This is a genomic window from Myxacorys sp. (assembly GCF_059501405.1).
This window is the reverse complement of sequence record NZ_JCACCM010000190.1, coordinates 54914-78903: the sequence shown is the minus strand read 5'-3', so window position 1 is coordinate 78903 and position 23990 is coordinate 54914. Positions and strand designations below refer to the sequence as shown.

23 protein-coding genes and 1 other RNA gene are annotated in these 23990 nt (G+C 48.1%); 12 read left to right on the top strand and 12 right to left on the bottom strand.

What is annotated here, in order from left to right:
• Nucleotides 1–8: 8 nt before the first annotated feature.
• The 3 genes from AC5I6P_RS26905 to AC5I6P_RS26895 all read left to right on the top strand — a co-directional run bounded on the left by AC5I6P_RS26905 (nt 9) and on the right by AC5I6P_RS26895 (nt 2031).
• Nucleotides 9–638 carry a flavin prenyltransferase UbiX gene (locus tag AC5I6P_RS26905; RefSeq protein ID WP_495696846.1) on the top strand — a complete coding sequence of 210 codons (630 nt, stop codon included), beginning with the start codon at nt 9–11 and terminating at the stop codon, nt 636–638.
• A gap of 118 nt (nt 639–756) precedes the next feature.
• On the top strand, nt 757–1389 hold the full coding sequence (locus tag AC5I6P_RS26900) for a LapA family protein (RefSeq protein ID WP_495696845.1): 633 nt from the start codon (nt 757–759) through the stop codon (nt 1387–1389).
• Nucleotides 1390–1431: 42 nt separating this feature from the next.
• Nucleotides 1432–2031: a shikimate kinase gene (locus AC5I6P_RS26895; RefSeq protein ID WP_495696844.1), complete on the top strand. Its 600-nt coding sequence runs from the start codon at nt 1432–1434 to the stop codon at nt 2029–2031.
• An 18-nt stretch (nt 2032–2049) separates the two neighbouring features.
• Here the strand turns inward: AC5I6P_RS26895 and AC5I6P_RS26890 are convergent, their stop codons facing one another.
• The 3 genes from AC5I6P_RS26890 to psbB form a co-directional block, all read right to left on the bottom strand.
• Nucleotides 2050–2655 carry a GNAT family N-acetyltransferase gene (locus AC5I6P_RS26890; protein ID WP_495696843.1) on the bottom strand — a complete coding sequence of 202 codons (606 nt, stop codon included), beginning with the start codon at nt 2653–2655 and terminating at the stop codon, nt 2050–2052.
• Nucleotides 2656–2784: 129 nt separating this feature from the next.
• Nucleotides 2785–2880: a photosystem II reaction center protein T gene (locus AC5I6P_RS26885; RefSeq protein WP_083622085.1), complete on the bottom strand. Its 96-nt coding sequence runs from the start codon at nt 2878–2880 to the stop codon at nt 2785–2787.
• Between the two features lie 94 nt (nt 2881–2974).
• A complete protein-coding gene (gene psbB, locus AC5I6P_RS26880) occupies nt 2975–4507 on the bottom strand; it encodes a photosystem II chlorophyll-binding protein CP47 (RefSeq protein ID WP_495696842.1) in 1533 nt (510 codons plus the stop codon).
• A gap of 374 nt (nt 4508–4881) precedes the next feature.
• Here psbB and AC5I6P_RS26875 point away from each other — a divergent pair, with 374 nt between their 5' ends.
• Together AC5I6P_RS26875 and psbM are read left to right on the top strand one after the other, a co-directional pair.
• The gene (locus AC5I6P_RS26875; protein WP_495696841.1) at nt 4882–5274 is read left to right on the top strand and encodes a 2Fe-2S iron-sulfur cluster-binding protein; all 393 of its coding nucleotides are present in this window, start codon (nt 4882–4884) and stop codon (nt 5272–5274) included.
• 49 nt (nt 5275–5323) lie between these two features.
• Nucleotides 5324–5437, top strand: a complete 114-nt coding sequence (gene psbM, locus AC5I6P_RS26870) for a photosystem II reaction center protein PsbM (protein ID WP_495696840.1) — start codon at nt 5324–5326, stop codon at nt 5435–5437.
• 109 nt (nt 5438–5546) lie between these two features.
• Here the strand turns inward: psbM and AC5I6P_RS26865 are convergent, their stop codons facing one another.
• Nucleotides 5547–5897 carry a hypothetical protein gene (locus tag AC5I6P_RS26865; protein ID WP_495696839.1) on the bottom strand — a complete coding sequence of 117 codons (351 nt, stop codon included), beginning with the start codon at nt 5895–5897 and terminating at the stop codon, nt 5547–5549.
• 446 nt (nt 5898–6343) lie between these two features.
• On the opposite strand from AC5I6P_RS26865, the gene AC5I6P_RS26860 reads away from it, so the two are divergent.
• The 4 genes from AC5I6P_RS26860 (at nt 6344) to AC5I6P_RS26845 (ending at nt 10254) form a co-directional block, all read left to right on the top strand.
• Nucleotides 6344–7171 (top strand): photosystem II manganese-stabilizing polypeptide, encoded by an 828-nt coding sequence (locus tag AC5I6P_RS26860; RefSeq protein WP_495696838.1) that lies wholly within the window; start codon nt 6344–6346, stop codon nt 7169–7171.
• A 520-nt stretch (nt 7172–7691) separates the two neighbouring features.
• Nucleotides 7692–8468 (top strand): RNA polymerase sigma factor SigF, encoded by a 777-nt coding sequence (locus tag AC5I6P_RS26855; RefSeq protein WP_495696837.1) that lies wholly within the window; start codon nt 7692–7694, stop codon nt 8466–8468.
• Nucleotides 8469–8679: 211 nt separating this feature from the next.
• On the top strand, nt 8680–9483 hold the full coding sequence (locus AC5I6P_RS26850) for a hypothetical protein (protein ID WP_495696836.1): 804 nt from the start codon (nt 8680–8682) through the stop codon (nt 9481–9483).
• A 108-nt stretch (nt 9484–9591) separates the two neighbouring features.
• Nucleotides 9592–10254: a DUF6391 domain-containing protein gene (locus tag AC5I6P_RS26845; RefSeq protein ID WP_495696835.1), complete on the top strand. Its 663-nt coding sequence runs from the start codon at nt 9592–9594 to the stop codon at nt 10252–10254.
• Nucleotides 10255–10330: 76 nt separating this feature from the next.
• Here the strand turns inward: AC5I6P_RS26845 and AC5I6P_RS26840 are convergent, their stop codons facing one another.
• Nucleotides 10331–10690 carry a phospholipid-binding protein gene (locus AC5I6P_RS26840; RefSeq protein ID WP_495696834.1) on the bottom strand — a complete coding sequence of 120 codons (360 nt, stop codon included), beginning with the start codon at nt 10688–10690 and terminating at the stop codon, nt 10331–10333.
• A gap of 328 nt (nt 10691–11018) precedes the next feature.
• Between AC5I6P_RS26840 and ilvN the strand changes: the two genes are divergently transcribed.
• On the top strand, nt 11019–11537 hold the full coding sequence (gene ilvN / locus AC5I6P_RS26835) for an acetolactate synthase small subunit (RefSeq protein WP_162422217.1): 519 nt from the start codon (nt 11019–11021) through the stop codon (nt 11535–11537).
• Between the two features lie 195 nt (nt 11538–11732).
• Here the strand turns inward: ilvN and AC5I6P_RS26830 are convergent, their stop codons facing one another.
• From AC5I6P_RS26830 to AC5I6P_RS26810, 5 genes are all read right to left on the bottom strand, one after another.
• Nucleotides 11733–12464 carry an MORN repeat-containing protein gene (locus AC5I6P_RS26830; protein ID WP_495696833.1) on the bottom strand — a complete coding sequence of 244 codons (732 nt, stop codon included), beginning with the start codon at nt 12462–12464 and terminating at the stop codon, nt 11733–11735.
• Between the two features lie 319 nt (nt 12465–12783).
• Nucleotides 12784–15237 (bottom strand): endonuclease MutS2, encoded by a 2454-nt coding sequence (locus AC5I6P_RS26825; protein ID WP_495696832.1) that lies wholly within the window; start codon nt 15235–15237, stop codon nt 12784–12786.
• 242 nt (nt 15238–15479) lie between these two features.
• Nucleotides 15480–15863: a transfer-messenger RNA gene (gene ssrA / locus AC5I6P_RS26820) on the bottom strand.
• Between the two features lie 187 nt (nt 15864–16050).
• Complete coding sequence (locus AC5I6P_RS26815; protein ID WP_495696831.1) at nt 16051–17856, bottom strand: ABC transporter ATP-binding protein; 1806 nt, start codon at nt 17854–17856, stop codon at nt 16051–16053.
• A 249-nt stretch (nt 17857–18105) separates the two neighbouring features.
• The gene (locus AC5I6P_RS26810) at nt 18106–19194 is read right to left on the bottom strand and encodes a spore photoproduct lyase family protein (protein WP_495696830.1); all 1089 of its coding nucleotides are present in this window, start codon (nt 19192–19194) and stop codon (nt 18106–18108) included.
• 251 nt (nt 19195–19445) lie between these two features.
• On the opposite strand from AC5I6P_RS26810, the gene AC5I6P_RS26805 reads away from it, so the two are divergent.
• Nucleotides 19446–20003 (top strand): Hsp20/alpha crystallin family protein, encoded by a 558-nt coding sequence (locus tag AC5I6P_RS26805; protein ID WP_495696829.1) that lies wholly within the window; start codon nt 19446–19448, stop codon nt 20001–20003.
• A 7-nt stretch (nt 20004–20010) separates the two neighbouring features.
• Here AC5I6P_RS26805 and AC5I6P_RS26800 read toward each other — a convergent pair whose 3' ends face one another.
• Together AC5I6P_RS26800 and AC5I6P_RS26795 are read right to left on the bottom strand one after the other, a co-directional pair.
• Entirely contained in the window at nt 20011–20265 is a 255-nt protein-coding gene (locus tag AC5I6P_RS26800) for a hypothetical protein (RefSeq protein ID WP_495696828.1), read from the bottom strand.
• Nucleotides 20266–20454: 189 nt separating this feature from the next.
• Entirely contained in the window at nt 20455–22650 is a 2196-nt protein-coding gene (locus AC5I6P_RS26795) for a DEAD/DEAH box helicase (protein WP_495696827.1), read from the bottom strand.
• Between the two features lie 320 nt (nt 22651–22970).
• Here AC5I6P_RS26795 and AC5I6P_RS26790 point away from each other — a divergent pair, with 320 nt between their 5' ends.
• Nucleotides 22971–23885 carry a hypothetical protein gene (locus tag AC5I6P_RS26790; protein WP_495696826.1) on the top strand — a complete coding sequence of 305 codons (915 nt, stop codon included), beginning with the start codon at nt 22971–22973 and terminating at the stop codon, nt 23883–23885.
• The last annotated feature ends 105 nt before the right edge of the window (nt 23886–23990 follow it).

Here is a 23990-nt window from a genome sequence, read left to right as displayed (position 1 = left end):
AATTCTCTGTGTCGCCTATCACTCGTCCTCTCATCATCGGTGTCTCCGGCGCGTCTGGACTGATTTACGCTGTTCGCGCTTTAAAGTTTCTGCTGGAAGCAGACTATGCGATCGAACTCGTTGCCTCTAAAGCAAGCTACATGGTTTGGCAAGCCGAACACACGATTCGGATGCCTGCCGAACCATCGCTGCAAGAAACGTTTTGGCGCGAACACTGCGGCGTGGAACGGGGCGGAAAGTTGACCTGTCATCCGTGGGGAGACGTGGGTGCAAACATTGCCAGCGGCTCGTTTCGGACATTGGGAATGTTAGTCATTCCGTGTAGCATGAGTACGGCTGCCAAATTAGCTGCCGGACTCAGTTCCGATTTGCTGGAACGAGCGGCAGATGTGCAGCTTAAAGAAGGGCGTAAGCTGGTGGTCGTTCCGCGTGAAACGCCCTTTAGTCTGATTCATCTTAAGAATTTAACGAGTTTAGCCGAAGCTGGCGCTCGAATTGTACCTGCGATTCCAGCCTGGTATCACCATCCCAAAACCATTGAGGATTTGGTCGATTTTGTGGTGGCTCGTGCGCTCGATCAGTTCGACATCGATTGTGTCAAGGTCGAACGATGGAAGGAAACTGAGGCGGAGCTTTGACCGTTTCATTTCATTATCTGATCCTGATCATTGCACGGTTGCAATCAGGATGATGGGCCGCCTGTCTGTAGCACCATGCGATAAGCTGATAACGAGCTTAGTAAACTGCTGATTCCTGATGTCTCTTCTGCGTTTAGTCGTTTTGCTCGTCGTTGTCGGATCGCTAGCACTGTTTGCGGTGCAAAATTGGTTTGCCCCAATGCAACTAGTGTTTTTGGGGCTGCGATCGCCCGCCTTTCCCCTGCCAATTTGGGTATTAGGCGCGATCGCGGCAGGCGTCCTCACCACCATCATCATCTCAATCCTGTTTAGGCTCAATAGCTTCACCGCTGGACGTTCTGTTCGACGCGCAACCGCAACTCGCGTCTCATCTGAATCGTCCTCTAGTAGCTACTACACTCCGCCCTCCTACACTCCGTCGGTCGAGTCTCCCCGAACCGCTTGGAAAGCGACTCCACCGGAACCATCCTCCACTAGCGAGGACTGGGGCGACGAAGACGCTTCTGACTGGTTTGATGACTCTGACGACTGGACGGACGAACCTCGCGATTCCCGCTCTTCACCCCGTCGCACCGATTATGAAGTCCGCCAAGAACCGAAGTCAGGCTCTCGGTCAGGTTCTACTTACTCCTATAGCTATCGCGATCCAGAGCCGCCAAAACCTAATTCATCTGATGTGGTGGATGCCGATTATCGGGTGATCATTCCCCCTAATCGCAACTTAGATGACGATGAAGCTGATCAGCGCTAACCAAGGCGTCTTAAATTCTAAATTTTTAGTACTAAATTCTGTATGTTAAACGGTGTTAATCTCTATCTCATCGGCATGATGGGATCTGGCAAAACCACGATTGGGAAACTGCTTGCCCAACACTTCGATTATCAGTTCATCGACACCGATCAATTCATCGAGCAAGCCACTCGCCAATCCATTCCCGCGATTTTTGACCAATCTGGAGAATCGGTTTTCCGGCAGTTGGAAACAGCAACGCTGGCTGAAGTGTGTGCCAGAACGAATAAAGTAATCGCCACTGGAGGCGGAATTGTTCTCAAGCGCGAGAATTGGAGCTTTCTGCGGCATGGCGTAATCATTTGGATCGATGTGCCGATCGAGGTGCTGCGATCGCGCCTTCAAAATGACTCGGCTCGTCCCCTCTTACAGCATCAAGACATCCATGAGAAGCTAACTCAGCTATTGATTGAGCGCCAAGCTCTGTATGCTCAGGCAGATATCAAAATTGCTGTAGCTCAGACGGATACTGCCAATCAGGTAGCGCGAAAGACGATCGATGCAATCGCTCAGAAATGCGAAGAAAAGCGCCAGTTAGACCAGCAAACCGAACGCTTGAACGCAGAAATGCCCTTTCAGCTTCATTCGCCTGAAGCCAATTAGATCCGAGCGCATTAGATTCTAAACATTCGTTCTTTTCTCTAGCTTTTTGTGCAACAACATTCGCTGGGGTTGTCCAAACAGGAACGAACTCCATCCACTCTGAGTTTCTTCTACCTGATAGCCAGCCTTAAGGTAAAGCTGTCGCGCTGAATTATTGGTCTCCAGCACATGTAAATAAATCTCCTGAAATCCCCAGCCTGTCACGATACGATCGCAGGTCGCCAATAGCTTCTTGGCAATGCCACGACCTCGATAGTCTTCTCGAACCGCTAAGTTAGATAGGTAAGGATAATGATTCGTCCGTATCGGCCACGGACTCTCATTTCGTAAACCAACTTCTACCGTTCCCACCAGACAATCTTCTTCCGTTCCTGACGATCTTGACATATCTACCGCAACTAAGCAGGCGTAGTGAGGCGAAGCAGTCCGCAACCGACTCCGCAAATCTTCATAAATGCCGATGCGCATGACTGGAATCAGCCAGCGCAAAAACTCTGGATTGAGCGGAAAGCTGTCTGCTAACACTCCCGCCGCCTCAAACAAATCTTGTTGCCGAATGGCGCGAACCAAATAATGCGCTTCCGAAAACGATTCTGGTAGATCTTGCTGGTGAGAAATATTCACGTCGCTGTTACAGAGAACTCAATATCTCAGGTTTAGTGTAGACCCTGGACTCAAAATCTGCTCAAAAAATAGCCTGTCTAGCTAAACATATCAGCGCTAGACAGGCTTCAATGATCGGGCGTCTTCGCCCTATTTGCCAATCCGAGGCGGTTCCCGGAAGGCGATCGCAAAAAAGAGTACGCCTAGTGCCAAGGCAAGAATGAGAATGTAAGCAACGCTTTCCATATCAGAATGTCCTAGTGACTTTAGTTCAGTCTACCGAAATTCAAAAGGTCTAATCGGGAATGTTTACATCTCGATTAGACCTTCTAAACAACCTTTACACAGGCTCTTTCCGACGAGTAGACTTGTCTCCCAACTTCTGGAAGAAGCCCCACTCAACTTGCTCTTCTGACATATCTGGGTCGATACCCGCAAACACATCCCGGAAGATGGTACGAGAACCGTGCCAAATATGACCAAAGAAGAAGAGCAGCGCAAATACCGCATGACCAAAGGTAAACCATCCTCTAGGGCTGGTGCGGAACACACCATCCGAGTTGAGGGTTTCACGATCAAATTCAAACGGCTCGCCTAACTGAGCAGCACGGGCATAGCGCTTCACAACAGCTGGATCGCTGATCGTTTGACCATCGAGCTTACCGCCGTAAAAACTTACCGTGACGCCAGCTTGTTCAAAGCTGTACTTCGATTCCGCCTTACGGAACGGAATGTCCGCCCGAATCACGCCATCTTCGTCCTGAAGCACAACAGGGAAGTTCTCGAAGAAGTTCGGCAGACGACGAACAGACAGCTCACGGCCTTCGCTATCTTTGAACACCGGATGTCCGAGCCAGCTTTGAGCAATACCATCTCCCTTATTCATCTGACCGGTACGGAACAAACCACCTTTTGCGGGGCTGTTGCCAACATAGTCATAGAACGCCAGTTTCTCAGGGATCTGCTCATATGCCTGTTGGATGCTTGCACCATCAGCAATGTCGCTTTGAGCCCGACGCTGAATTTCCTTCCCGAAATAACCGCTATCCCACTGATAGCGAGTCGGACCAAACAGTTCGATCGGAGTGGTTGCGTTTCCGTACCACATCGTGCCTGCCACGACAAACGCTGCGAAGAATACCGCCGCAATACTGCTTGCCAAAACGGTCTCAATATTACCCATTCTCAAGGCTCTATAGAGACGCTCTGGTGGGCGCACACTCAGGTGAAATAGTCCAGCAATAATCCCGACTACACCCGCCGCAATGTGGTGAGCCACGACGCCACCTGGATTGAATGGGTTAAATCCGGCTGGACCCCATTCTGGCGCGACAGGCTGCACGTGCCCGGTCAATCCGTAGGCATCAGATACCCACATGCCTGGACCAAACAACCCAGTTAGGTGAAATGCTCCGAACCCGAAGCAAAGTAATCCCGACAGGAACAAGTGAATGCCGAACATTTTCGGCAAGTCTAATGCAGGCTCGCCCGTGCGGGGATCTCTGAAGAGTTCTAAATCCCAGTAAACCCAGTGCCAGCAAGCCGCTAAGAACAACAGACCCGACAGAATGATGTGCGCGATCGCAACCCCTTCAAATGACCAATAGCCAGGGTCTGTAAAACTCTCACCCGTGATGCTCCAGCCACCCCAAGATGAGGTGACTCCTAAGCGCGACATGAACGGCAACACAAACATGCCTTGCCGCCACATCGGGTTTAGAACTGGATCGCTGGGATCAAAGATCGCAAGCTCGTAAAGTGCCATTGATCCTGCCCAGCCCGCAACGAGTGCGGTGTGCATCAAGTGAGTTGCAATCAACCGTCCTGGATCATTAATCAAGACGGTGTGAACTCTATACCAGGGTAGTCCCATTGACTACGCTCCTCCTAATAAATTACGTCTACTGCAACGCTTCTTTCAGCCTTTTGTTAAAAGTGCCGGATATTGGTAAATTTACCAGACTAGAGCCGACTTCTAACCGTGCCATGTCTGCCTCTTAATACTCTCCCCTTGAAAGTATGTAGACAGGTTGACCGTGTATTTGGGAAAATCAAAGTGTATAAAGAAGTGTAACCAGTGTTAGAGGCGATTGCAAGCAAATCTAATTTGCCTGAACAATTGATAAACGTTACACTTGAGCTATTAACATTTCTTAACTTTTACACATATCAATACATCCACATCCCATTGTTGATGCCTCTGTTTGATTGTCCCGACGAGTCACGTTTTTTTGAAGAGCGACCCTTATGCAGCCAGTAAACTCTGATCTTCAATCTCCTAACGATAATCTACAATCCCGCGAAGCTGAGATAGTTCAAGAGCCTTCAAAACCCAGCTTCCAATCTGCCAGCATCACATTTGTGAAGGAAGACAAAGTAGTTTTTGCAACCCAAGGCGCAAATCTACGCCTCAAAGCGATCGAAAACAACATTGATTTGTACACCTTCAAAGGCAAAATGATGAACTGTGGCGGCTACGGTCAGTGCGGGACATGCATTATTGAGGTTGTCGAAGGAATGGAAAGCCTTTCTCCTCGTACCGATGTTGAGAATCGTAAACTTAAAAAGAAGCCAGAGACCTACCGTTTAGCCTGTCAAGCGTTAGTTAACGGACCGGTCAGCGTTAAGACAAAACCTTAGTGGTATTCTGTAAAGTGTTAATGCAGCAGCTAGTAAGGACTGATTTTTTATGCAAGTTAACGATTTAGGATTTGTTGCCACCATTCTGTTTGTGCTGGTTCCCAGCGTTTTCTTGTTGATTCTTTACATTCAAACCGCCAGCCGTCAAGCCGACGATAAGTAGAAGTTGATCGCAACTTCAGTGAATCTATACTTTAAGCGCCGAGAATCGATTGTGCGATTGGCTTTGCCAAGCTCCGAAGGATCGCGGCGCTTTCTCAATGGAACCCCAATTATTTAGAGCTGCCAGCATCCGGTGCCGGTCCTTCAGCAATTGTGGGGTGAGTTGTATCCCCCTCCAAATTTTTCAGAAATGCTTGAATCCGCATTCTGCAGATGTAAGGCCATCCTCCATTTGCCTCAATATCTTTTAGCAAAGCATAAAGCGCTTGCCGATTATTGGGTAACGAGTCCTGAAACAACCCTTCGCTGATCTCACGATGCAGACTTTCCAAGAATCTAAGCAAAGACAGTAGCTCTAGCGTGTCTCCTCGTGATTCCCCCGCAATCTGCTTAACTGACCTTCTAATTTGTTCTAGCTCTGGTGATTCTCCTATCACTCTAGGCTCTCCGTCATAACTCATAAATCTTTATCCTCTGAAACATTGACCGTGGTTTTACAGACTAGGGCAATGGTGATCAAGCTGATTTAGAGTACCTTATTTCGATTTGTAAAATGTGCTTGACGAAAACTAGTTTGCAAATCCCTAAACGTAGCTGAAAGGGAGTGGTTTCTTTATAAATCTGTTTTACAAAGTTGGATTCTTAAAAAGTTTACTAAAGTCTGTAAAATGCTATGAGAGGTTTGATTTGAATCATCTTCAGAATTTATAGAAATTCCATCACACCTGACAGCCGCTTAGGGATTTTTCCTGACACTTATGGCACGAAATCTGAGATGTCATTTTTCAAGGAGTAACCGCTTTGTCAAGGCGGTGATTAAGGTCATACCCCTTCCTTACTGTCAGATAATGTCAGACCGACCCGAACGCACTGCTAGGACTTTTTTACATTGACTTTGAGGTTGACCATGAGGTATCGCGCTTTAATCGTCACATTTCTGGCATTTTGCCTAAGTGTGCTAACTGCTTGTAGTGAAGCTCCCGCCGCTAGTACGGAAGGGTTAACCTATGAGCAAATCCGAAATACAGGATTGGCTAACTCCTGTCCACAACTCGAAGAAACGTCTCGCGGTTCGCTTCCGCTTGACAGCAGCAAAACCTATTCTATTAACAACTTGTGCTTGCAGCCGACCACTTTCTTTGTAAGAGAGGAAAGCTCAAACAAGCGCAAGGAAGCTGAGTTCATTCCTGCTAAAGTGATGACTCGCTACACATCGTCAATTGATGCAGTATCAGGCAAATTGAAGATCAACTCCGACGGGAGTCTGACGTTTGTTGAGGAAGACGGGCTTGATTTCCAACCTGTTACTGTTCAGCTACCGGGTGGAGAGCGGGTTCCATTTCTATTTACCATTAAAGGTTTAGTGGCGACTAGCGAACCAGGTTCAGGAAACATCAATACATCTACTGACTTGACGGGTGAATTCCGCGTTCCGTCTTACCGGACGTCTAACTTCCTTGATCCAAAGGGTCGTGGCTTAACGACTGGATACGATAATGCGGTCGCTCTACCAGGGGGTGCGGACAGCGAGGAACTGCTCAAAGAGAACGTCAAGCAGTTTCAGTTGGACAAAGGAGTGATTTCTTTACAAGTTGCTAAAATTGACAGCGCAACTGGAGAAATCGCAGGAACATTCGAGAGTGTTCAGCCTTCTGAAACCGACATGGGATCTCATGCCGCAAGTGATGTGAAAATTCGCGGACTGTTTTATGCGCAAGTTGCGCCTGAAGTTTGATGCTTCAGTAGTGACAACGTGTTCTGTTGCAAATCATTAAGTTTGTGAGTAGAACATTAGATTAATACTCTGATTTTTGGGGCTTTCAACTAGCCCCTTTTTTATTGCTTAGATTTATTGTCAAATCTCTACAGAACCTTCTAGATTGAGTCTTTCTAGAGTAATAGCGCCTTATAAAGCACTTAATGGATACAACCCATTCACAAATTCATATCTCAGTGGAAATGCAGTTGTAAGTAGTAGAAGCAAAGAAATAAGTTTGAATTAATACAACTAGCTTCAGTAGCCCCTAGCTGTAGAGTCTGTTGAGTTTTAAGAATAGAACGTTTTTGACCGTGATTAGCGCAGAGCGCAATTTCGGAAAAAATGGCTTTGCCAAGCTCCCTACGATCGCGTCAGTCTTCCTCGATTTCAACCTTGTATTACCGCTAGGCGCTATGTGTCGCAGCACAATTCTCAGCGCAAGCATCGACATGAGTTGACGTAATGTTAGCGACTGCTCTACCCACTGAACTTCGTCATGCCAAATTTTGTTGCAGGTGAATTGAGGAGTGAAACTCTACACCGTTTGCGAGACTATCAAGTTGCTCCTTCCTCGGAGACTCGCAATCAGCTTGTAGAACTTAATTTTGGTTTAGTCCGAAAAGAAGCTCATCACTGGATTAATCAATGTACAGAAAGCTATGAGGACCTGCTCCAAGTTGGGTGCATTGGGTTAATTCGAGCCGTTGAGCGCTTCGACATTTCTAAAGGACACGCCTTTAGTTCTTTCGCGATTCCTTACATTCGAGGTGAAATTCAGCACTACCTCCGAGATAAGAGTCCATCAGTTCGCATTCCTAGGCGTTGGCAAGCCTTGCAGCGGCAGGCGGTGTGGATGATTCGAGAGTTTCAGTCAGAACAGCACCGTCATCCGAGTGATCTTGAAATTGCCGCAGCGTTAGAGATCCCGCTCGTGGAGTGGCAAGACATTAAACTTGCGTCTCAGAATCGATCGCTGTTGAGTCTAGATGCCCCGATCGGTGATGAAGATGAAGGAACTGCCTCTTTAGGCGATCTTGTACCTGACACCCAATACCGTAGTTTTCAACTTGCTCAAGAAGATCAACTTCGGCTTCAACAGGCACTCGTTCAGCTAGAAATGCGGACACGACAGGTTATCGAGTTTGTCTTTTTATATGATTTAACTCAGAAAGAAACAGCAGAGCGGTTAGGAATTAGCGCCGTAACAGTCTCTCGGCAGGTCAAGAAAGGACTGAATCTGCTTCAAAACTTAATGACGGTTGCTGAAGAGTAGCTGTCTTAATTGGATGAAATTACTGAGATATTCCTCCGCACTATCCAAACGTGCGGATTTTTTGTGACGCGAATTGTTTGTCGCAGATTCATAGTGTAGTAATAAAAACGTCAAGGACGGGCATACTTGAGCAAAGGTCATTGGAGTAGAGTTTTGGGGATAGGAAATGGATAAGCGATCACTAGTAATGTGTGCAGGAGTGGTAACACTCATGATAAGTGGATGTAGCACGGGTGACGATGCAAGTAGCTCGTCCAGTCCTTCCCCATCCGTTGCTCAAAGCTCAATTGCTCAAAGCCCAACGGCAACACAATCCTTCTCTAAGCCGCTTGTGGCAGAGAAAAATGCAACTAAAAACAGCAATAGCCGTGCTCGTGTTGCAGGTTTACTGCAATCAACCGAGCCTCTAGAGCGGGCACGGCAAGTTCAGGCAAGAATCAACAAAAAAGGGCAGAAAGACCCGTTTTCTGGGCTGCCTCCCGTTCTGTCTTTCAATCTCCCAGCGAGTAATGCTCCTGCTCAAAGCCAGAATAACGGTTTGCCATCGTTACCAACCTTTCCTGTTGCTCCGGAAGTGTTGCCTTCAATTTCAACTGTGGCAACAACCTCTTCTGGTGGGACGGTTTCTGGTAGGACAGTTTCTCGTGGGACAGCCTCTCGTGGATTGAGCGCTCCAAAGCCTGTGAAACCTGCGATCGCTGCATTACCACCACTCCCACTACCCACGTTGGCTGAAGCTGTAGAGGTGTCAGGTGTGATTGTGGTGAGTGGAGTGCCGCAAGCCATTGTCAAAGCGCCAAACGAATCAACGAGTCGCTATGTTGGAGCAGGGCAACGCCTCTCCAATGGACAAATTCTCGTCAAACGCATTGAAATGAACGGCGGTTCCGATCCGCTCGTGATTTTAGAGCAGAATGGCGTCGAGGTATCGAGAGGGGTTGGTGAAAAAGCAACGCCAACTCAAGGCACACCGACTGCCATGATGAGAGCTAAAAATATCTCTCAAGTTTCTTAAGGTCAGCCCTAACTACAATTTGCAACAGTTTACAGCAACCTCTGGGAAACAGGCGTTAGAGTGAAAGGACTGCTTTGACCCTTCGCACATTTTCCCGGAGTTGTTGTTATGACAGCGACTAACCAGCCCAGAGATTTTTGGAGTTCTCTTCTTCCGGAACCTCTGCCAACTCAAGATACAGAGTTGTTAAGACAAATTGGGTTTATTCCTGGACTGAAGGATCTGTTGATGGTCAGACAAGTTCATGCGTTAGAACACGCAACAGTCTGGGTTTTAAGTGGTGCTTCTGATCCGTCGATTCCTGACATCGATTTCAATGCAAACTGGACTGATACAGGTAACCTCGGCGGACTATCGACGGAACAAGGATTTTATCTCTACGGTCAGGTTGAAACTTCGGAGGTTCGGCGGGCTGCGAGAGAAGCACTAACTCGAATGCAGGGTGGAGAATGGAACCTAGCCGTTCATCCGCGCTGTGGAACTAATTTTTCGGTCGGAATGCTATTGACGGCATCGCTGGCATTTAGCATTCATTTACTGTTGCCGCGAGGTCCGATTGAACAAGTATTGGGATTTGGGTTTGCCGCTTCTACAGCGACTCAACTGACTCCAGAGCTTGGACGTCTGGTACAGCAGTATATTACAACTGCCGTTCCATTCAATTTGACGATCCAGGACGTTGCGGTTATCGCAGAACGCAACTCTACAGGAAGCGAGCCAGATGCTTGGGGACGCCCTACTCATTTCATTCAAACGGCATGGGTTGATTAACAATAAGGAAAGAGTGACTAACCACTAAAAAAGTAGCCTTGTGTGGGCTACTTTTTTAGACAAGGCTAAAAGCAGACTAGCCAATTTCAACTTGTCCAGTATCCACAGCAGAAGATCCGTTCACATTATTGGCAATTTCAACGAGCCGATTGAGAGTATCTTGGCTCGGGGCTTTGCCCTTGAGAACCACGGTGCTTCCAGTTTGAGCTACCCAGACGGTATCACAATCAGCAACTTGAGGATCTTGGTCAAACGCTAGAGCGACTCGCTTTGCTAATCCACTTTGATCGTATTCTCCGTTTAGACCTATCCGTTCGGGCGCGATCGTTTCCCCTGCCGGAGCTTGGGCAGTGGCTTGAGGAGCCGCTTGACCACTAATTGCCTGCTCAGGGTTTTGTGGCTTTTCCATGCCAAACATTCGTTTTAACCAACCCATAACTTTCTAACTCCAAAACAGCTTCTAGACCTGAAGTAGACGGTAGACGATTAGCCCGCCCTACTAAACCCGTCCTAGGAGAGAAAAATCTCTGCATTCAACGTTTACAAGTTCTAGCAAATGCGATCGCTTTGCAAGCTCTGCAAGAGTTCTCGATGCGAACTTGATTGAACCGCAGAAATTCCATCCGACGAATGTCAAGATTTCTGTAGAAAGCAGCCTGAGGCTACGAGAAGAGCTTGGGGATAATTACGTTGCGCGATAAAATGAACTTCCACGGTGGTGAGAATAGTTTGATCGTTGGCCCTTATAGATAAAGTCGATTGTGATGAAGCACACACTCTCTGTTCTAGTTGAAGACGAAGCCGGAGTTCTATCTCGGATTGCAGGATTATTTGCTCGTCGGGGCTTCAATATCGAGAGCTTGGCAGTGGGTCCGGCAGAGCAGATGGGGGTCTCTCGAATTACGATGGTCGTGCCAGGGGACGATCGCAGCATTGAGCAATTGACCAAGCAACTCTATAAGTTGATCAATGTGATCAAAGTCCAGGACATTACGGAAGTGCCGTGTGTTGAGCGGGAATTGATGTTGCTCAAGGTGAACGCAGGTAGCACTCATCGCTCAGAAATTGTTGAGTTGGCACAAATCTTTCGAGCAAGAGTCGTAGACGTTGCGGAAGATTCTTTGACGCTAGAAGTAGTGGGCGATCCAGGAAAAATGGTCGCGATCGTACAAGTTCTCAATAAGTTTGGAATTCGAGAAATCGCCCGAACAGGAAAAATCGCCCTGACTCGGGAGTCGGGAGTTAATACAGAGTTTCTCAAATCTTTGGAAGCGAAAGTGTAGAAGTTATTCTATCTATTGCGATCAGTAAAGCGACAGAATAAATTGCCCTCCCATTGTGCAAAACATTGTGCAAAAATCTCCGGTTTCTCGAAGAAATCGGAGATTTGAATACGCCGCTCTTTAAAATTCACGGATTTAGCGATCGTTATAGAACCTAAGATCCTATTGGATTAATTCGTTTGCGGAAAGCGGGTGTTAGGGCGTATAGGGGACACCTTGACGCATCTCGCCTGAAAATTTTCGACCATCGGCAAAGGTGAGCGTTCCTCGACCATCGGCAACGCCTTGACGCAGTTCGCCTGTATAGCTGATGTAGGGATATCCGGGCGGGAAGGAACATGTTCCTTTGCCTTCTAAAGAGCTGTTGTAGTATGTCCCTTGACAGCGAATGCCGTTCTTAAAGGTGACCGTTCCATTGCCTTTCGCTTGACCTAGATAAAAGCCACCGGTGTAAATGTTGCCACTGCTATATATGAACTTGCCTTGCCCATGAGGATGCCCGTTTCGCACGGCTCCGGTGTAGCGAGCTCCGCTGGCAAAGATGAAGCTTCCGTACCCGTGAGGCTGACCGTTTCTCATCTCGCCTTCGTAGCGATCGTTGTTCGCAAACAGGAACATGCCACGACCACTAGGTACACCATTGCGCACTGTGCCTTCATAGCGATCGCTGTTAGCATAGACTAACACTCCCGATCCGTTCGGTAATTTGTTGCGGACTTCGCCTGTAAAGTACTTATACTTCGCGGGTGCTAGATCCTTATCACCGCTACTGTAAACGCAAGTGACGTTGGAGCCGGATGAAGCTTCACACGTAGGGCGAAGCGCGGCGTCCACTGAAGCGGCTGCACTTGTGGGCAGCGCATGAATGACGAAGGCGATGCCTAGAGTAGAAGCCGCAAGACTTCCAAAGTGATGTTGACGAATCATAAGTAATGCGCTCTCTTCGATTGGCAAAAAAGCTGATTGGGATTTGTAACGATGCCTTATGAATACAGAGTGCCCGAAGAATTTTTAGAGATAACGCAAACCCGTTAAACGAAGGTAGTTTTGTAGAGCCTATGGTTTAACGATCGCATCGCTCTTGTAAAGACGTGATGCATTGAAGTTGATCAACAGGTTTATGCACTAGCAACGACAAGATTAGAAACAAAAAATCAGCGTTCTTGAAGAATGCTGATGAAATCGTGGTTCGAGTTAGACAAATTTAACGCTTCAAAAGTCACTTCCTACTAAGCATCGGGAAGTTCTAGTAAGGATATGCGATCGTCACACCCGTACCACCGTCTGAGCGATCGGCAAGTTCAAACCGCTCGACTCGTGGGTGCTGTCTCAAAAATTCGTGAACTCCTTGGCGTAGTTTTCCGGTTCCATGGCCGTGAATAATCCACATCGGACCCTGAATTTCTGAAATCGCTCGCTCTAGCGCCACTTCTGCATCAGGCACACGACTACCGCGAATATCAATCGTGTTCCGAGCCGTTCGGATCGCCGGAGCAGGAGGGGGTGGCGGGGGGACAGGAGCCGACTTTTTAGCGTCTTGAGGTTTGGGTTCTTTTTTGACGGGCTTTTCACCGTCTAGCGATTCTACATCGTCGAGCGGAACGGTCATCTTCATCAAGCCAAAGCGGACGCTCAGTTCTTCATCATCTGAGATGGCGAGAACTTCAGCCGTCTGACCGAGACGAGGAATGCGGACGCGATCGGCTACTTTTGGACGGTATCCGGGCTTCGGTTTCGGCTCCTGCTTCGATGGTAAACGGTGCGCGGCGATCTGGTTTAGAGCATCTGTTGCCTGTTGCGCGTCTTGAGCGGTGACATTGCCTTGCTGAAGTTTGCGAATGACTTTAGCGATTTCTGACTTGGCTTGCGTGATCGCTTCTTGCACGGCTAATTCTTGCTGCTGTTGAAGTTGCCGTTCGCGATCGCGCAAATTCGCCGCTTTTTCAGACACTTCTCGATAGAACCGTTCGGCTTGCTGCACCAGTTGCGCGGCTTCTTGGGCTTTGGTTTCTTGCTGGCGGCGTTGAGCTTCGAGTCCAGCAATCACTTGGTTGACATCTTGAGTCGCGCCGCCAACGTGAGTTTGAGCCTGCTGAATCACAGTCTCATTTAGTCCTAGACGACGCGCGATCGTTAGGGCGTTGGATCGCCCAGGAATGCCCCATAACAAACGATAGGTGGGGGAAAGCAATACGTCGTCAAATTCGACGGAGGCATTCTCAAAGCGATCGTCGTCATATTTGAGGGCTTTCAGTTCGCCGAAGTGGGTCGTGGCGATCGTTAAGGAGGCGTGATCCGCGAGGTACTTGAGCAGCGCGATCGCCAGAGCAGACCCTTCAGTTGGATCAGTGCCCGCACCGACTTCATCGAGGAGTACAAGCGAGTTAGCAGTTTGATGCGATTGAGGCGTTTCGGCTGGTGTTTCGCCTGTGGCTGGTGCGGCTGTGTCAGGTACTAATGCATTGAGAATTCGGCTAATTCGGCGGATATGACCTGAAAACGTGGATAGACTTTGTTCTAGTGATTGCTCATCCCCAATATCGGCTAAGACTTGATCAAACCAAGGCAACTCAACAGGTTCACGGGCTGGAATAAACAGCCCTACTTTTGCCATCAGAACTGCTAGTCCTAGGGTCTTCAGCGTGACAGTTTTGCCACCTGTGTTTGGACCCGTGATGGCGACCACGCGGGTATGAGGCTGAATTCTTAAGTCAGTTGGAACAACTGAGTTTCCTTGCTCATGCTGTTGCTGCCAGATCAACAGCGGATGGCGTAGTTGACGCAATACGATTGGTTCAGATCGCTGACCGGCTTGATGTTCAATAAAGCGCGGCGGATTTGCACCGAGCCAATAGCTGTATCGCGATCGCGCGGTTGCTAAGTCCAACGTGGTGCAGATCGCCAACAGCCGCTCTAAATCGTCTTTCACGATTGCCACTTGTTCGCTTAAGACTCGTCGTACCGCTTCTTCTTCAACCTGCTCTTGGCGCTGAAGCTGACGAAGCTGATTATTTAGCTGCACCGTTTGATGCGGCTCAACATACAGCGTTGCCCCGCTCATAGACGTATCGTGGACAATACCAGAAATGACATCTTTATGCGTAGCTTTGACCGGAACGACAAACCGACCTTCCCGTTGCGTGATCAATTGCTCTTGAACAGCGCTGGCATATCGTCCAATCAATTTTTGCAGCAGGTCATGGATGTGATCGCGCACCTGACGTTGCTTGTCGCGAATTTCAGCTAATTTCGGGCTTGCCCGTTCACTCACCTTACCGTCATCATTGATGCACCGATAAATTTCCTGCTCGATTTCAGGATAGGTTCGCAATTCTGATACCAACTCATTGAGAATGGTGATATCAGGATGATGATCGATGGTGCGTCTTAACGTTCTTGCACCCGATAACGTTGTTGCGATCGCAAGTAATTCATATCCAGACAAAATGCCGTGCCGCACAGCCCGCTCTAACGAACCACAAATGTCATCAATTCCATCAAAGCTGAGCGCTGTAGTAAGCTGATTTTCTAACTGATAAACATCCTGCGTTTGCGCCAACAGCGCTTCTGTCTCTACCTGAGTAGCTGGAATTTTCAGCTGACGAGCCGCCACCGCACCCAGCTTGGTCGAAGCAAAGGTCGCTAAATGCTGGCATAGTCGCGACCACTCCAGTAATTCTAAAGTTTCGTTTTGAATCAAGGTGCAACTGTTTCAATTAAAGGCACTATCTTAAATTTAGAAGGTTTTAGAGAACTTTGCACTGTCGCAAGGATTATTTCAAATCACCACTGGTTCTCAATGCATTTCTTAACTCACTAAAGGCTAAAAGAACAGAGGATTAGACACCCACCCTAACTTTTGGTCCAAGCGAAATAAATGTAAAACTCCAAGCGCAACCTCACAAAGCAAAACGACCCAGTATCGCTACTAGGTCGTCTTTTTAGTGGAGCTGACGGGAGTCGAACCCGTGTCCAAACTAGGTATTAGTACGCCACTCATTCACAGGTTTAGCTTTTCTAGTCCTCAAAGCGGGAATCGTTCATTATCCCGAACGATGGGATTCTCTAGTATTGTCTTAACTAGCCGCCCGACCAGAGGCGAGCGTCTAGAGCAGCCGTTGGGGTTAACTCACAATCCTTAACGGCGTCGAATTGTGAGTGCTCAAACCTAGAAGAGGTTTTTAATTAGGCAACTGCTGCTGCCTTACGAGCAAAAGGAACGATGTTGTTTGCATCTATTCTTTTGAGCCTGGATTTACGAGAGTAGACTCCCTCTCGACCTGCATAGCGTATCGTTCGCTAGCCCGTCGAAACCGTTACAGCCCCGAGCGTTCCTCAATTATAGCGCGAAATTTTGGGATTTGAGAAGTTGTCTGGATGCCCAATCTCAGTACATGAGAGGATATCTGCAAAGGTTCCTCACTGACAACGGATTGGATAGCGAATGTAGCAAATCAGCTTCTAAGATCTGTTGATCTGCTACGACTTTTACCATGCCTGAAATGCATCATGACTACTGATAACCTGCTGCTTGAAGGGCAAATAAGTGTGCATATCGTCCTTTGAGATCGAGTAGCTGTTCGTGACTTCCTTGCTCAGTCACTTCTCCAGCAGACATCACCATAATTCGATCTGCCATTCGCACAGTGGAGAATCGATGGGAGATGAGAATTGCCATTTGGTTGGGCGTCATTTCTCGAAACCGCTCGAAGATCTGAACTTCCGACTCAGCATCCATTGCAGAAGTCGGTTCATCTAACACTAAAATGTCGGCGCTGGTTCGCATAAATGCGCGAGACAAGGCGATCTTTTGCCATTGTCCGCCTGAAAGTTCTCGACCTCCTTTGAACCAACGACCAAGCTGCGTGTCGAATCCATCCGATAGTTCATCAATGAATGGCAATGCATTGCCTTTATCTGCGGCAATACCCCAGCGATCGCGATCGTCTAAATTGGCAACATCACCGACACCAACATTTTCACCCACGCTAAATTGATACTTCATGAAACTTTGAAAAATCACACCGATACGACGCTGTAGAACAGCCGTGTCCCACTGCTTTAGCTCCAATCCATCTAAGAAAATTTGTCCAGAAGTAGGCTCGTAAAGCCTTGTTAACAGTTTGATCAGCGTTGTTTTACCTGAGCCGTTTTCACCCACGATCGCAAGCTTCTCTCCAGGTTTAAGATGAAACGACACATCGTTGAGCGCAGGCTTTGGGTTTCCAGGGTAATAGAACGTGACGTGTTCAAACCGTATTCCGTCTTGCGGTGCAATGCCTTGGATTGCCTGTCCTATCGGTTCGGGAACTTCTTCTTCTAAAAACTCGTACAAGTTGGAGAGGTACAGCGAATCTTCATACATGCCGCCAACTGCCGTTAAAATCGAGGCGAACGCTGTTTGTCCTTGCCGAAACACCACGAGATACATCGTTAGTTCGCCAAGCGTTATTTGCCCAGCGATCGTTTCCCAGACAATCCAGACGTACGCACCGTAAAATGCGATCGTACTGACCAAGCTCAGCAGATAGCTCCACACACCGCGACGAATCGTCAGGTCGCGATCTTCTGCGTATAGACGGTAGAAAATCGCCCGATAGCGATCGAGTAGCATTCGTCCCAACTGATAGAGCTTAATCTCCATCGCAGGAGCTTCATTGGCAATGAGCCACTCCAAATAATTCTGCTGTCTCGATTCGGGTGTGCGCCACTGAAACAGCCGAAAGGCTTGTCCAGCGAATCGCGTCTCAGAAACAAAGGCAGGAACGGCAGCAAGCATCAGCACCACAACGGCCCAAACCGAAAACTGGATCAGCAATCCCCCATATGTGATGATAGTAAGCGAGTCTTGCACCAATCCAAACGTGCGCCCGACGAGGCTCAAGGGGCGACTGGACGCTTCTCGCCGCGCCCGCGTCATTTTGTCATAGAATTCTGAGTCTTCAAAGTGAGCCAGATCGAGAGTGAGGGCTTTTGCTAAAATCAGTTCATTCACCTTCTGCCCTAGCAACACTCTCAGGAGCGACTGACACAACGCAATGCCTTGCCGACTACCCGTTTGCACCGCCACGACAACGGCTTCAAATCCCAAGTATCCGATGGCGGCCCAGCGATCGCTAGCAGATCCAGTGCGAGATGCCAGTACTACGGTATCAACAATCAGCTTTCCGGCATAGGCAATGATCGCCGGAACCAACCCAGAAATTAGGGTAAACAGGGCAAGTACGATCGTTAATCTGCGATTGGTCGTCCAAACTAATTGAATCGCTCGTCCACAGTAGCGAAATGTAGATAAAAGCTGAGAGACACCGCGAATCATGTTTAACAATTATTAGTTATTAGTCCATTTATTTTAAAGAGAGCTATCACTCCCTATATTCCAGTATCTCGAATCGCCCACCCTTGTCTCGTTTGCAGGGGGTTTGGGGGAGGCAACCGTCCCCCAATGGGGGCTTGCCCCCAAACCCCCAAGGGTCGGATGCCGAGACTCAAGGAGAGTCGAGTAGCGTGTGAACACACTCTAGACCCCAGACTCGCAATTAGCGCAGAACGCAACCTGCCGGAATTACTACGTCCAATACAAGATCTTAGCGCGGGGAAACCGCCGCCCAATCTCGCGCTCGAAAAACTGACGCAACTCGCGCATCGTCTTCGCGTCATACACATACTTCATGCCGCCAAACTTATTGCGCTTCACCACCCGCGACGACTCATCCAAATCTAACTTGGTGTTGGGATACCAACTGAGCAACACATCCTTCGATCCAGGAGTAAACCGATGAGTAATCAACTCCACCGTCAGATCGCAATCAAAATCTAACTCCTCAGACATGTTATCGAGTAACTGGGTGTACTGCTCTTGCCAATCAGGAATCGGCATAATCGGCGCAATCACCACCCCGATCGGATACCCGCCTTCTAAACCCAAGCGCCGCAATCCACGAAGTCGAGCCGGAACAGAAGCTGTGCCACCTTCTAAGCGATCGCTAATCGATGCCGTATTCACGCTAGAACGACAGCGCGTGTGTCCACGATGGGGCAGATCCAACAGACTCTCAACATTGTCGAACTTCGACACCCAACGCAAATAGCCATCCTCACGAGTGCCAAAATAGCGAATTGCTTCGGCTAAGCTCCCAATCAAGTGTTCAATACCAAGCGGATCGGTGTAACAACTCACCTCATAGCTCGTCTCGCTGCCCGATCGCTCATAAGCAGCTAAATTACCCAAAATTTGCGGCAAGTTAGCGTACACCCGAATCACAGGTGGCCCTTGCAAGCTACCTGCCAAATAGCAATATTGGCAGTGGGCAGGGCATCCCTCTGCAATGTGAAACTGCCAATCGGCAGAAGGAGGAATCGGACTCAGCTTAAATTGTCCTTTGGGCGCATTCACAACGGCCAACGTCCGCTTTGCAGTGGCATAAGTCTCTCGCTCGGTGTCGCCACGCAAACCCGTCAATCGATTCTGCTTCAACTCGTCCACAGGTAAGCCTAACGCCTGCACCCGCTCAAGAATTTGCTGTCCCCACGGCTCCTTCAGAGCGTCAGGGGTGAACATCACGCGCTCTGGCATCCACAAACGCGCCTTGCGAATCCCACTGTCAGAAGCATTAGAAGCAATCGGTGAAGCAACCGTCGTCACAGAACTAGTCATGCTTTCGCTTATGTCTCAGTAGCTCTATTATGGCGGCTTTCTGAAAGGGTTGAACGCTTGAATTTGAACGGGTTTTACCCAACTCAAAGTAGGGCTATCCACCACAACTTAAATCTAATTCTTTAGGAGGGTGAGACGGCTAAAAGACCGAGATTTACTAGTAATTAGAGACTCAACTGTGAGCCTTTAAAACACTTCCAGCAACATACTTTGAAACACTTCCAACAACACAAAAAAGGAGGTTAGTTAGTATGGCAATTGTACGTTTTAATCCATTCAGAGACATTGATATCATGCAACGTCAAATGAATCGATTGTTTGATGAGATGATCTCTTATGGAGATGCTGGCAATGCAGCATCTGGTTTTGAGAAATCGGCTGGCATGAGCTTTATCCCTGCTGCTGAGATTCACGAAACGCCTGAAGAGGTGACGCTGCGAATGGAAGTTCCTGGCATCGAGCCGAAAGATCTTGATGTGAAGGTGACGGCCGACGCGGTGGCAATTCAGGGTGAGCGCAAATCTGAGGTGAAGCAAGACAACCAAGGTATTCAGCGTTCTGAATTTCGGTATGGTAGTTTTCAGCGTGTAATTCCGCTTCCAGCAAGAGTGCAAAACGACAAGGTGCAAGCTGAATTTAAGCATGGCGTGTTGCACTTGACGCTTCCAAAAGCGGAAGAAGAAAAGAATCGAGTTGTGACGGTGAATTTGTTAAACGGGCACGCTCAAGCGAATGGGCAGATGAACGAGCAAAATGCGCCGTTAGAGATGGCTCAGGGTCAAGAATCTCAAGCACCGCAGGCAACCTAACAGGAGATTAACCTACTTGCTTGAGCAAGTGTTCCCAGATACATCTGAGGGTACGATTGACCAGAATTTTTTCTGCGATCGTACCCTCTGCTTTATCAAATAAGGGCACGACATGAGCAGTGTATTCGGTTGTAAATCCAAACGCTATCAGTTCTTTGGTGTAAGACTGTTCTCTAACCGGATCGCGTCCTTGGGCTAATAGCTCTAAATACTCCCCATCTGACAGTTCTAAATCAACAACCTGTGGTTCTTGAGATAACACCGTTTTAGCCTCTCAATAATTTTATCTAGGTAGCATATCAGGTTTAAGGATAGATGTTACCAAATTTGTCATCTATCTATAGCGGTAGTAAATATGGTGCTTGATACGATCGCGGTTGAGCATCACTGTGCTAGGGCTTATAAAGCAATATTTAAGGAGTAGCGCTTGATCCTAGTCGTCCTGAGTTGCTCATATCCACTGACTCACAAAATTCGTTAGTTCTTCAACATCCAAATAGTCAGCGATAAAGCTCTTGCGTAATAGATCAGGTGGAATGTATTCGTCATATTTCTGCAACGTCGGAACCTCATCCGGATCAAGGAATTCCTCTAGATTGAAGCGTCGTTCTGGAAGAGACTGAAGCTCATAGCGCAGGGCGTCAAGCGAACAGTTGCCCAAGCGCACGACGAGAAAGTAGGGCGATCGCGCTTTGATACTTTTAATACCGAGGGATGGTTTGCCGTACGATCGCAAGAACCTTTCCAACGTACGGAACTCGATCGTACCCATCCATGGAAAAATACAGCAAACCTTTTCGTCTAGCAGTTGTATTGGATGATCTAAAATCCCGGTTGACCGAGAAAATGCTCTCGCGTCCTCAAGCCGCTGTCTTGCATTCGGCGTTAAGTAGGAGTATAGCGTTGTCTCCTGCAATGCCTTTTTCATTCTCTGTAGCACTCTAGTATGGACTTCCCCAGATGTACCGCGCCACGAGCTTGATGTGACAGATTTTGTTGACAGTTTAACTTCAATTACTTTCTTCTTGCTATCAACTGCATGAACTTCCCACGTTCGTCCTGCAAGAGAAAAGCGATCGCCTTCCATAGGCGGAATGATAATACTTCCGATTGCTTTTCCGTTGTGTTTAACCGAGTATTCTTCTGTGTCAGGAAAGATAGCATAGAACTTAAAATTATTGATGACTTTCTCTCCTGCAAGTCCGACAATTAGCCCCCCTTCTACTGTTCTCTCAATATGATCAATGCCAATTAAATGTCTTAAGAACACCCGAAAATCGTCTTGTGAAATCGAGCGGAACGGCGGCAGGGTTAAAATTTGCTGCGCGATCGCGGCGGGAGACAGTTCTCCTAAAGACGCCAATACGCTCATCGTTTGGTGATACAGCAAACTGAAGGGATACTGCATGGCACGCGGTGGTTCAATCCATTTCTCTTCCAAGTAAAGCTGAATCACAGCAATGCACTGCAACAACTGCCAAGGAATCTGCTCAGGCAACGACTCTTCACCTGTGGGCTTATCTTCCACACAAATAAGCTCCATTTCAGATACGCCGCTCCTTCTGCCAGAGCGCCCCAATCGCTGCAAGAAACTGGCAACAGAGGCAGGCGACTCTAATTGAATCACCCGATCGAGGTGTCCTAAATCAATTCCCATCTCAAAGGTCACTGTTGCGGCTGTAACAGTAGGCGTATCAGAATGTCGCATTGCTGCTTCTGCCGCTTCTCTAAGGGGGGCAGAGATACTACCATGATGAACGTGATAGAGATCGGGATGTCCTTTCGCTGTCGCAATCTCTCGCATCGCGGCGATCGCGTCTTCTGTTGCCGTTCGTCCATTGGCAAACACTAGACTTTTCTTGCCCCGCGTTTGGTTAAACAGGTGCAAATGACAAGGATTGAACGCTTTGTCTCGGGTGTCTCCTTTTGCCCGCACGACTAGCCCCGGATCGTAAAAATGTTCTAGTGACAGCTGAATCTTTCGCTGAGCAGTTTCTAGCGTTGGTGTAGTGACAGATCGAGAAGTGTCACCCTTTAACCACTCTTCAGCTAAAGAATAGTCACCTAATGTTGCTGAGAGTCCAATTCGACGCGGCACGTTTCCAGTCACTTTAGCCAGACGAGACAATTGGCATAAAATTTGACAGCCGCGATCGCTGCCAATGAATGCGTGAATTTCATCAATAATTACAAAGCGCAGGTCTCCAAATATACTAGGAAGATAAGCGCTTTTATTGATTAATAAACTCTCCAACGATTCGGGTGTAATTTGCAGAATGCCTTGGGGGTTCTCAAGCAGCTTTTTCTTGCGGCTTTGCGTCACATCCCCGTGCCAAGCCCACACAGGAATATCAGCATTTTTCAATAAATCAGTTAAGCGATCGAACTGATCATTAATCAGCGCTTTGATAGGACTGATATATAGTGCACCAACTCCGTTAGGAGGTTGCTCATGCAACATCGTCAATACAGGAAGAAATGCCGCTTCGGTTTTTCCAGAGGCCGTTCCTGCTGCAATCAATAGATGGTTCGACGTGTCAAATATAATACGGCAAGCTTCTGCTTGAATTGGTCTAAGTGAAGACCAACCATTGGTATAAATATATTCTTGAATAAAGGGAGAAAGACGAGAATACGGGTACTGCATTATCAGCGTTTTAACTGTGAATGGAAGAAATCATTTAACAGAGGTTGTGATCCTATTCATTACATAAGGACGGTCAAAGAGAGGCGAGATTGAGAACTTCTCTCCTTCCTGAGAAGTATGTGCCGATCGAGAATCTGTCTGGCAGTTGGTTGAGATAATTAGTGGTAGTTTAGTAGGGTTCACGGTGTTTACACATTTTGAATTTGAAGTTTTGTCAACTTTAAAGTTTGAGGCGTTTGAGTCTTTTAGTTAAGTCACGCCTGTCAGGTTGCTAGAAAGCCTAGATATTGACCTTATATAGTTTGGAGATGAACGTGAGCATGTTGAAGCCTATTGCTGCTGCAAGTGTTGTTGCAATCCTAGCGGGTTCCCTATTCCCTGTTACTGCGGAAACACTGTCGATCGCGAAAGATACAAAAGGAGCGGTTCCAACAGAGAAGCTCGTCAAGATGACGCCTTCTGCACCAGAAGGATCTACGATCGCGCCCATCCAACCTTCGACCCAGCCTGTCAATTCTCCGATCACGCAGTCTGCCCCCACTACACCGGCAGCGCCTGATTCGGCTACTCCGTCGCCGCTACCCTCTCCCTCTGGCACACCAGACTCAACGACCCCGGCTCCGACAACGCCCGATTCAACTACAACGCCCATTACTCCCTCCACAACCCCAGACACAACGACTCCTTCCACAACCCCAGATACAATCACTCCGGCTCCGACAACGCCCGATTCGACTACCCCAGACACGACCACTCCGGCTCCGACAACGCCTGATTCGACTACAACGCCCACCACTCCTTCCACAACCCCAGACACAACGACTCCTTCCACAACCCCAGTAACACCCAGCCCAAGTACACCCGCACCGACTGGAGAACAATCGACCCAGCCAACTGGTCAGCCCAGTGCAACCACAATGGTGCTAGAGGAGGAAACCATTACTGGCATTAAGCAAGTCACTCTACCAACGCCGCCTGTGACGCCTGCTCGATTCACTTTGCCAATGGATATTAAAGTTGTGCAAGAGGCGTCAGTTACTAGCAATACGCCCATTACTGATAAGTTGTCTAAGGACTTGCCAAGCTGGGGATCTGCGGTGCGAGCCTGCTTGCAAGATAAGCCTACCTTTGTCCGTGTTGTAGGAGATCAGCAAGTACCTTTTATGGTGAATGGAACTGAAGGGAAGATTAAGCTGAATGCAAACAATCGTCCGGTTTGCACAGCGGGCCTGTAACAGGACTCATCTGTAACAGGACTCACCAATGTCTTTTCAGGTCCTTTTGATAGACAAAAGCAATTCTAATTGAATTGCTTTTGTCTTGACTACCGAGAGGCTTAT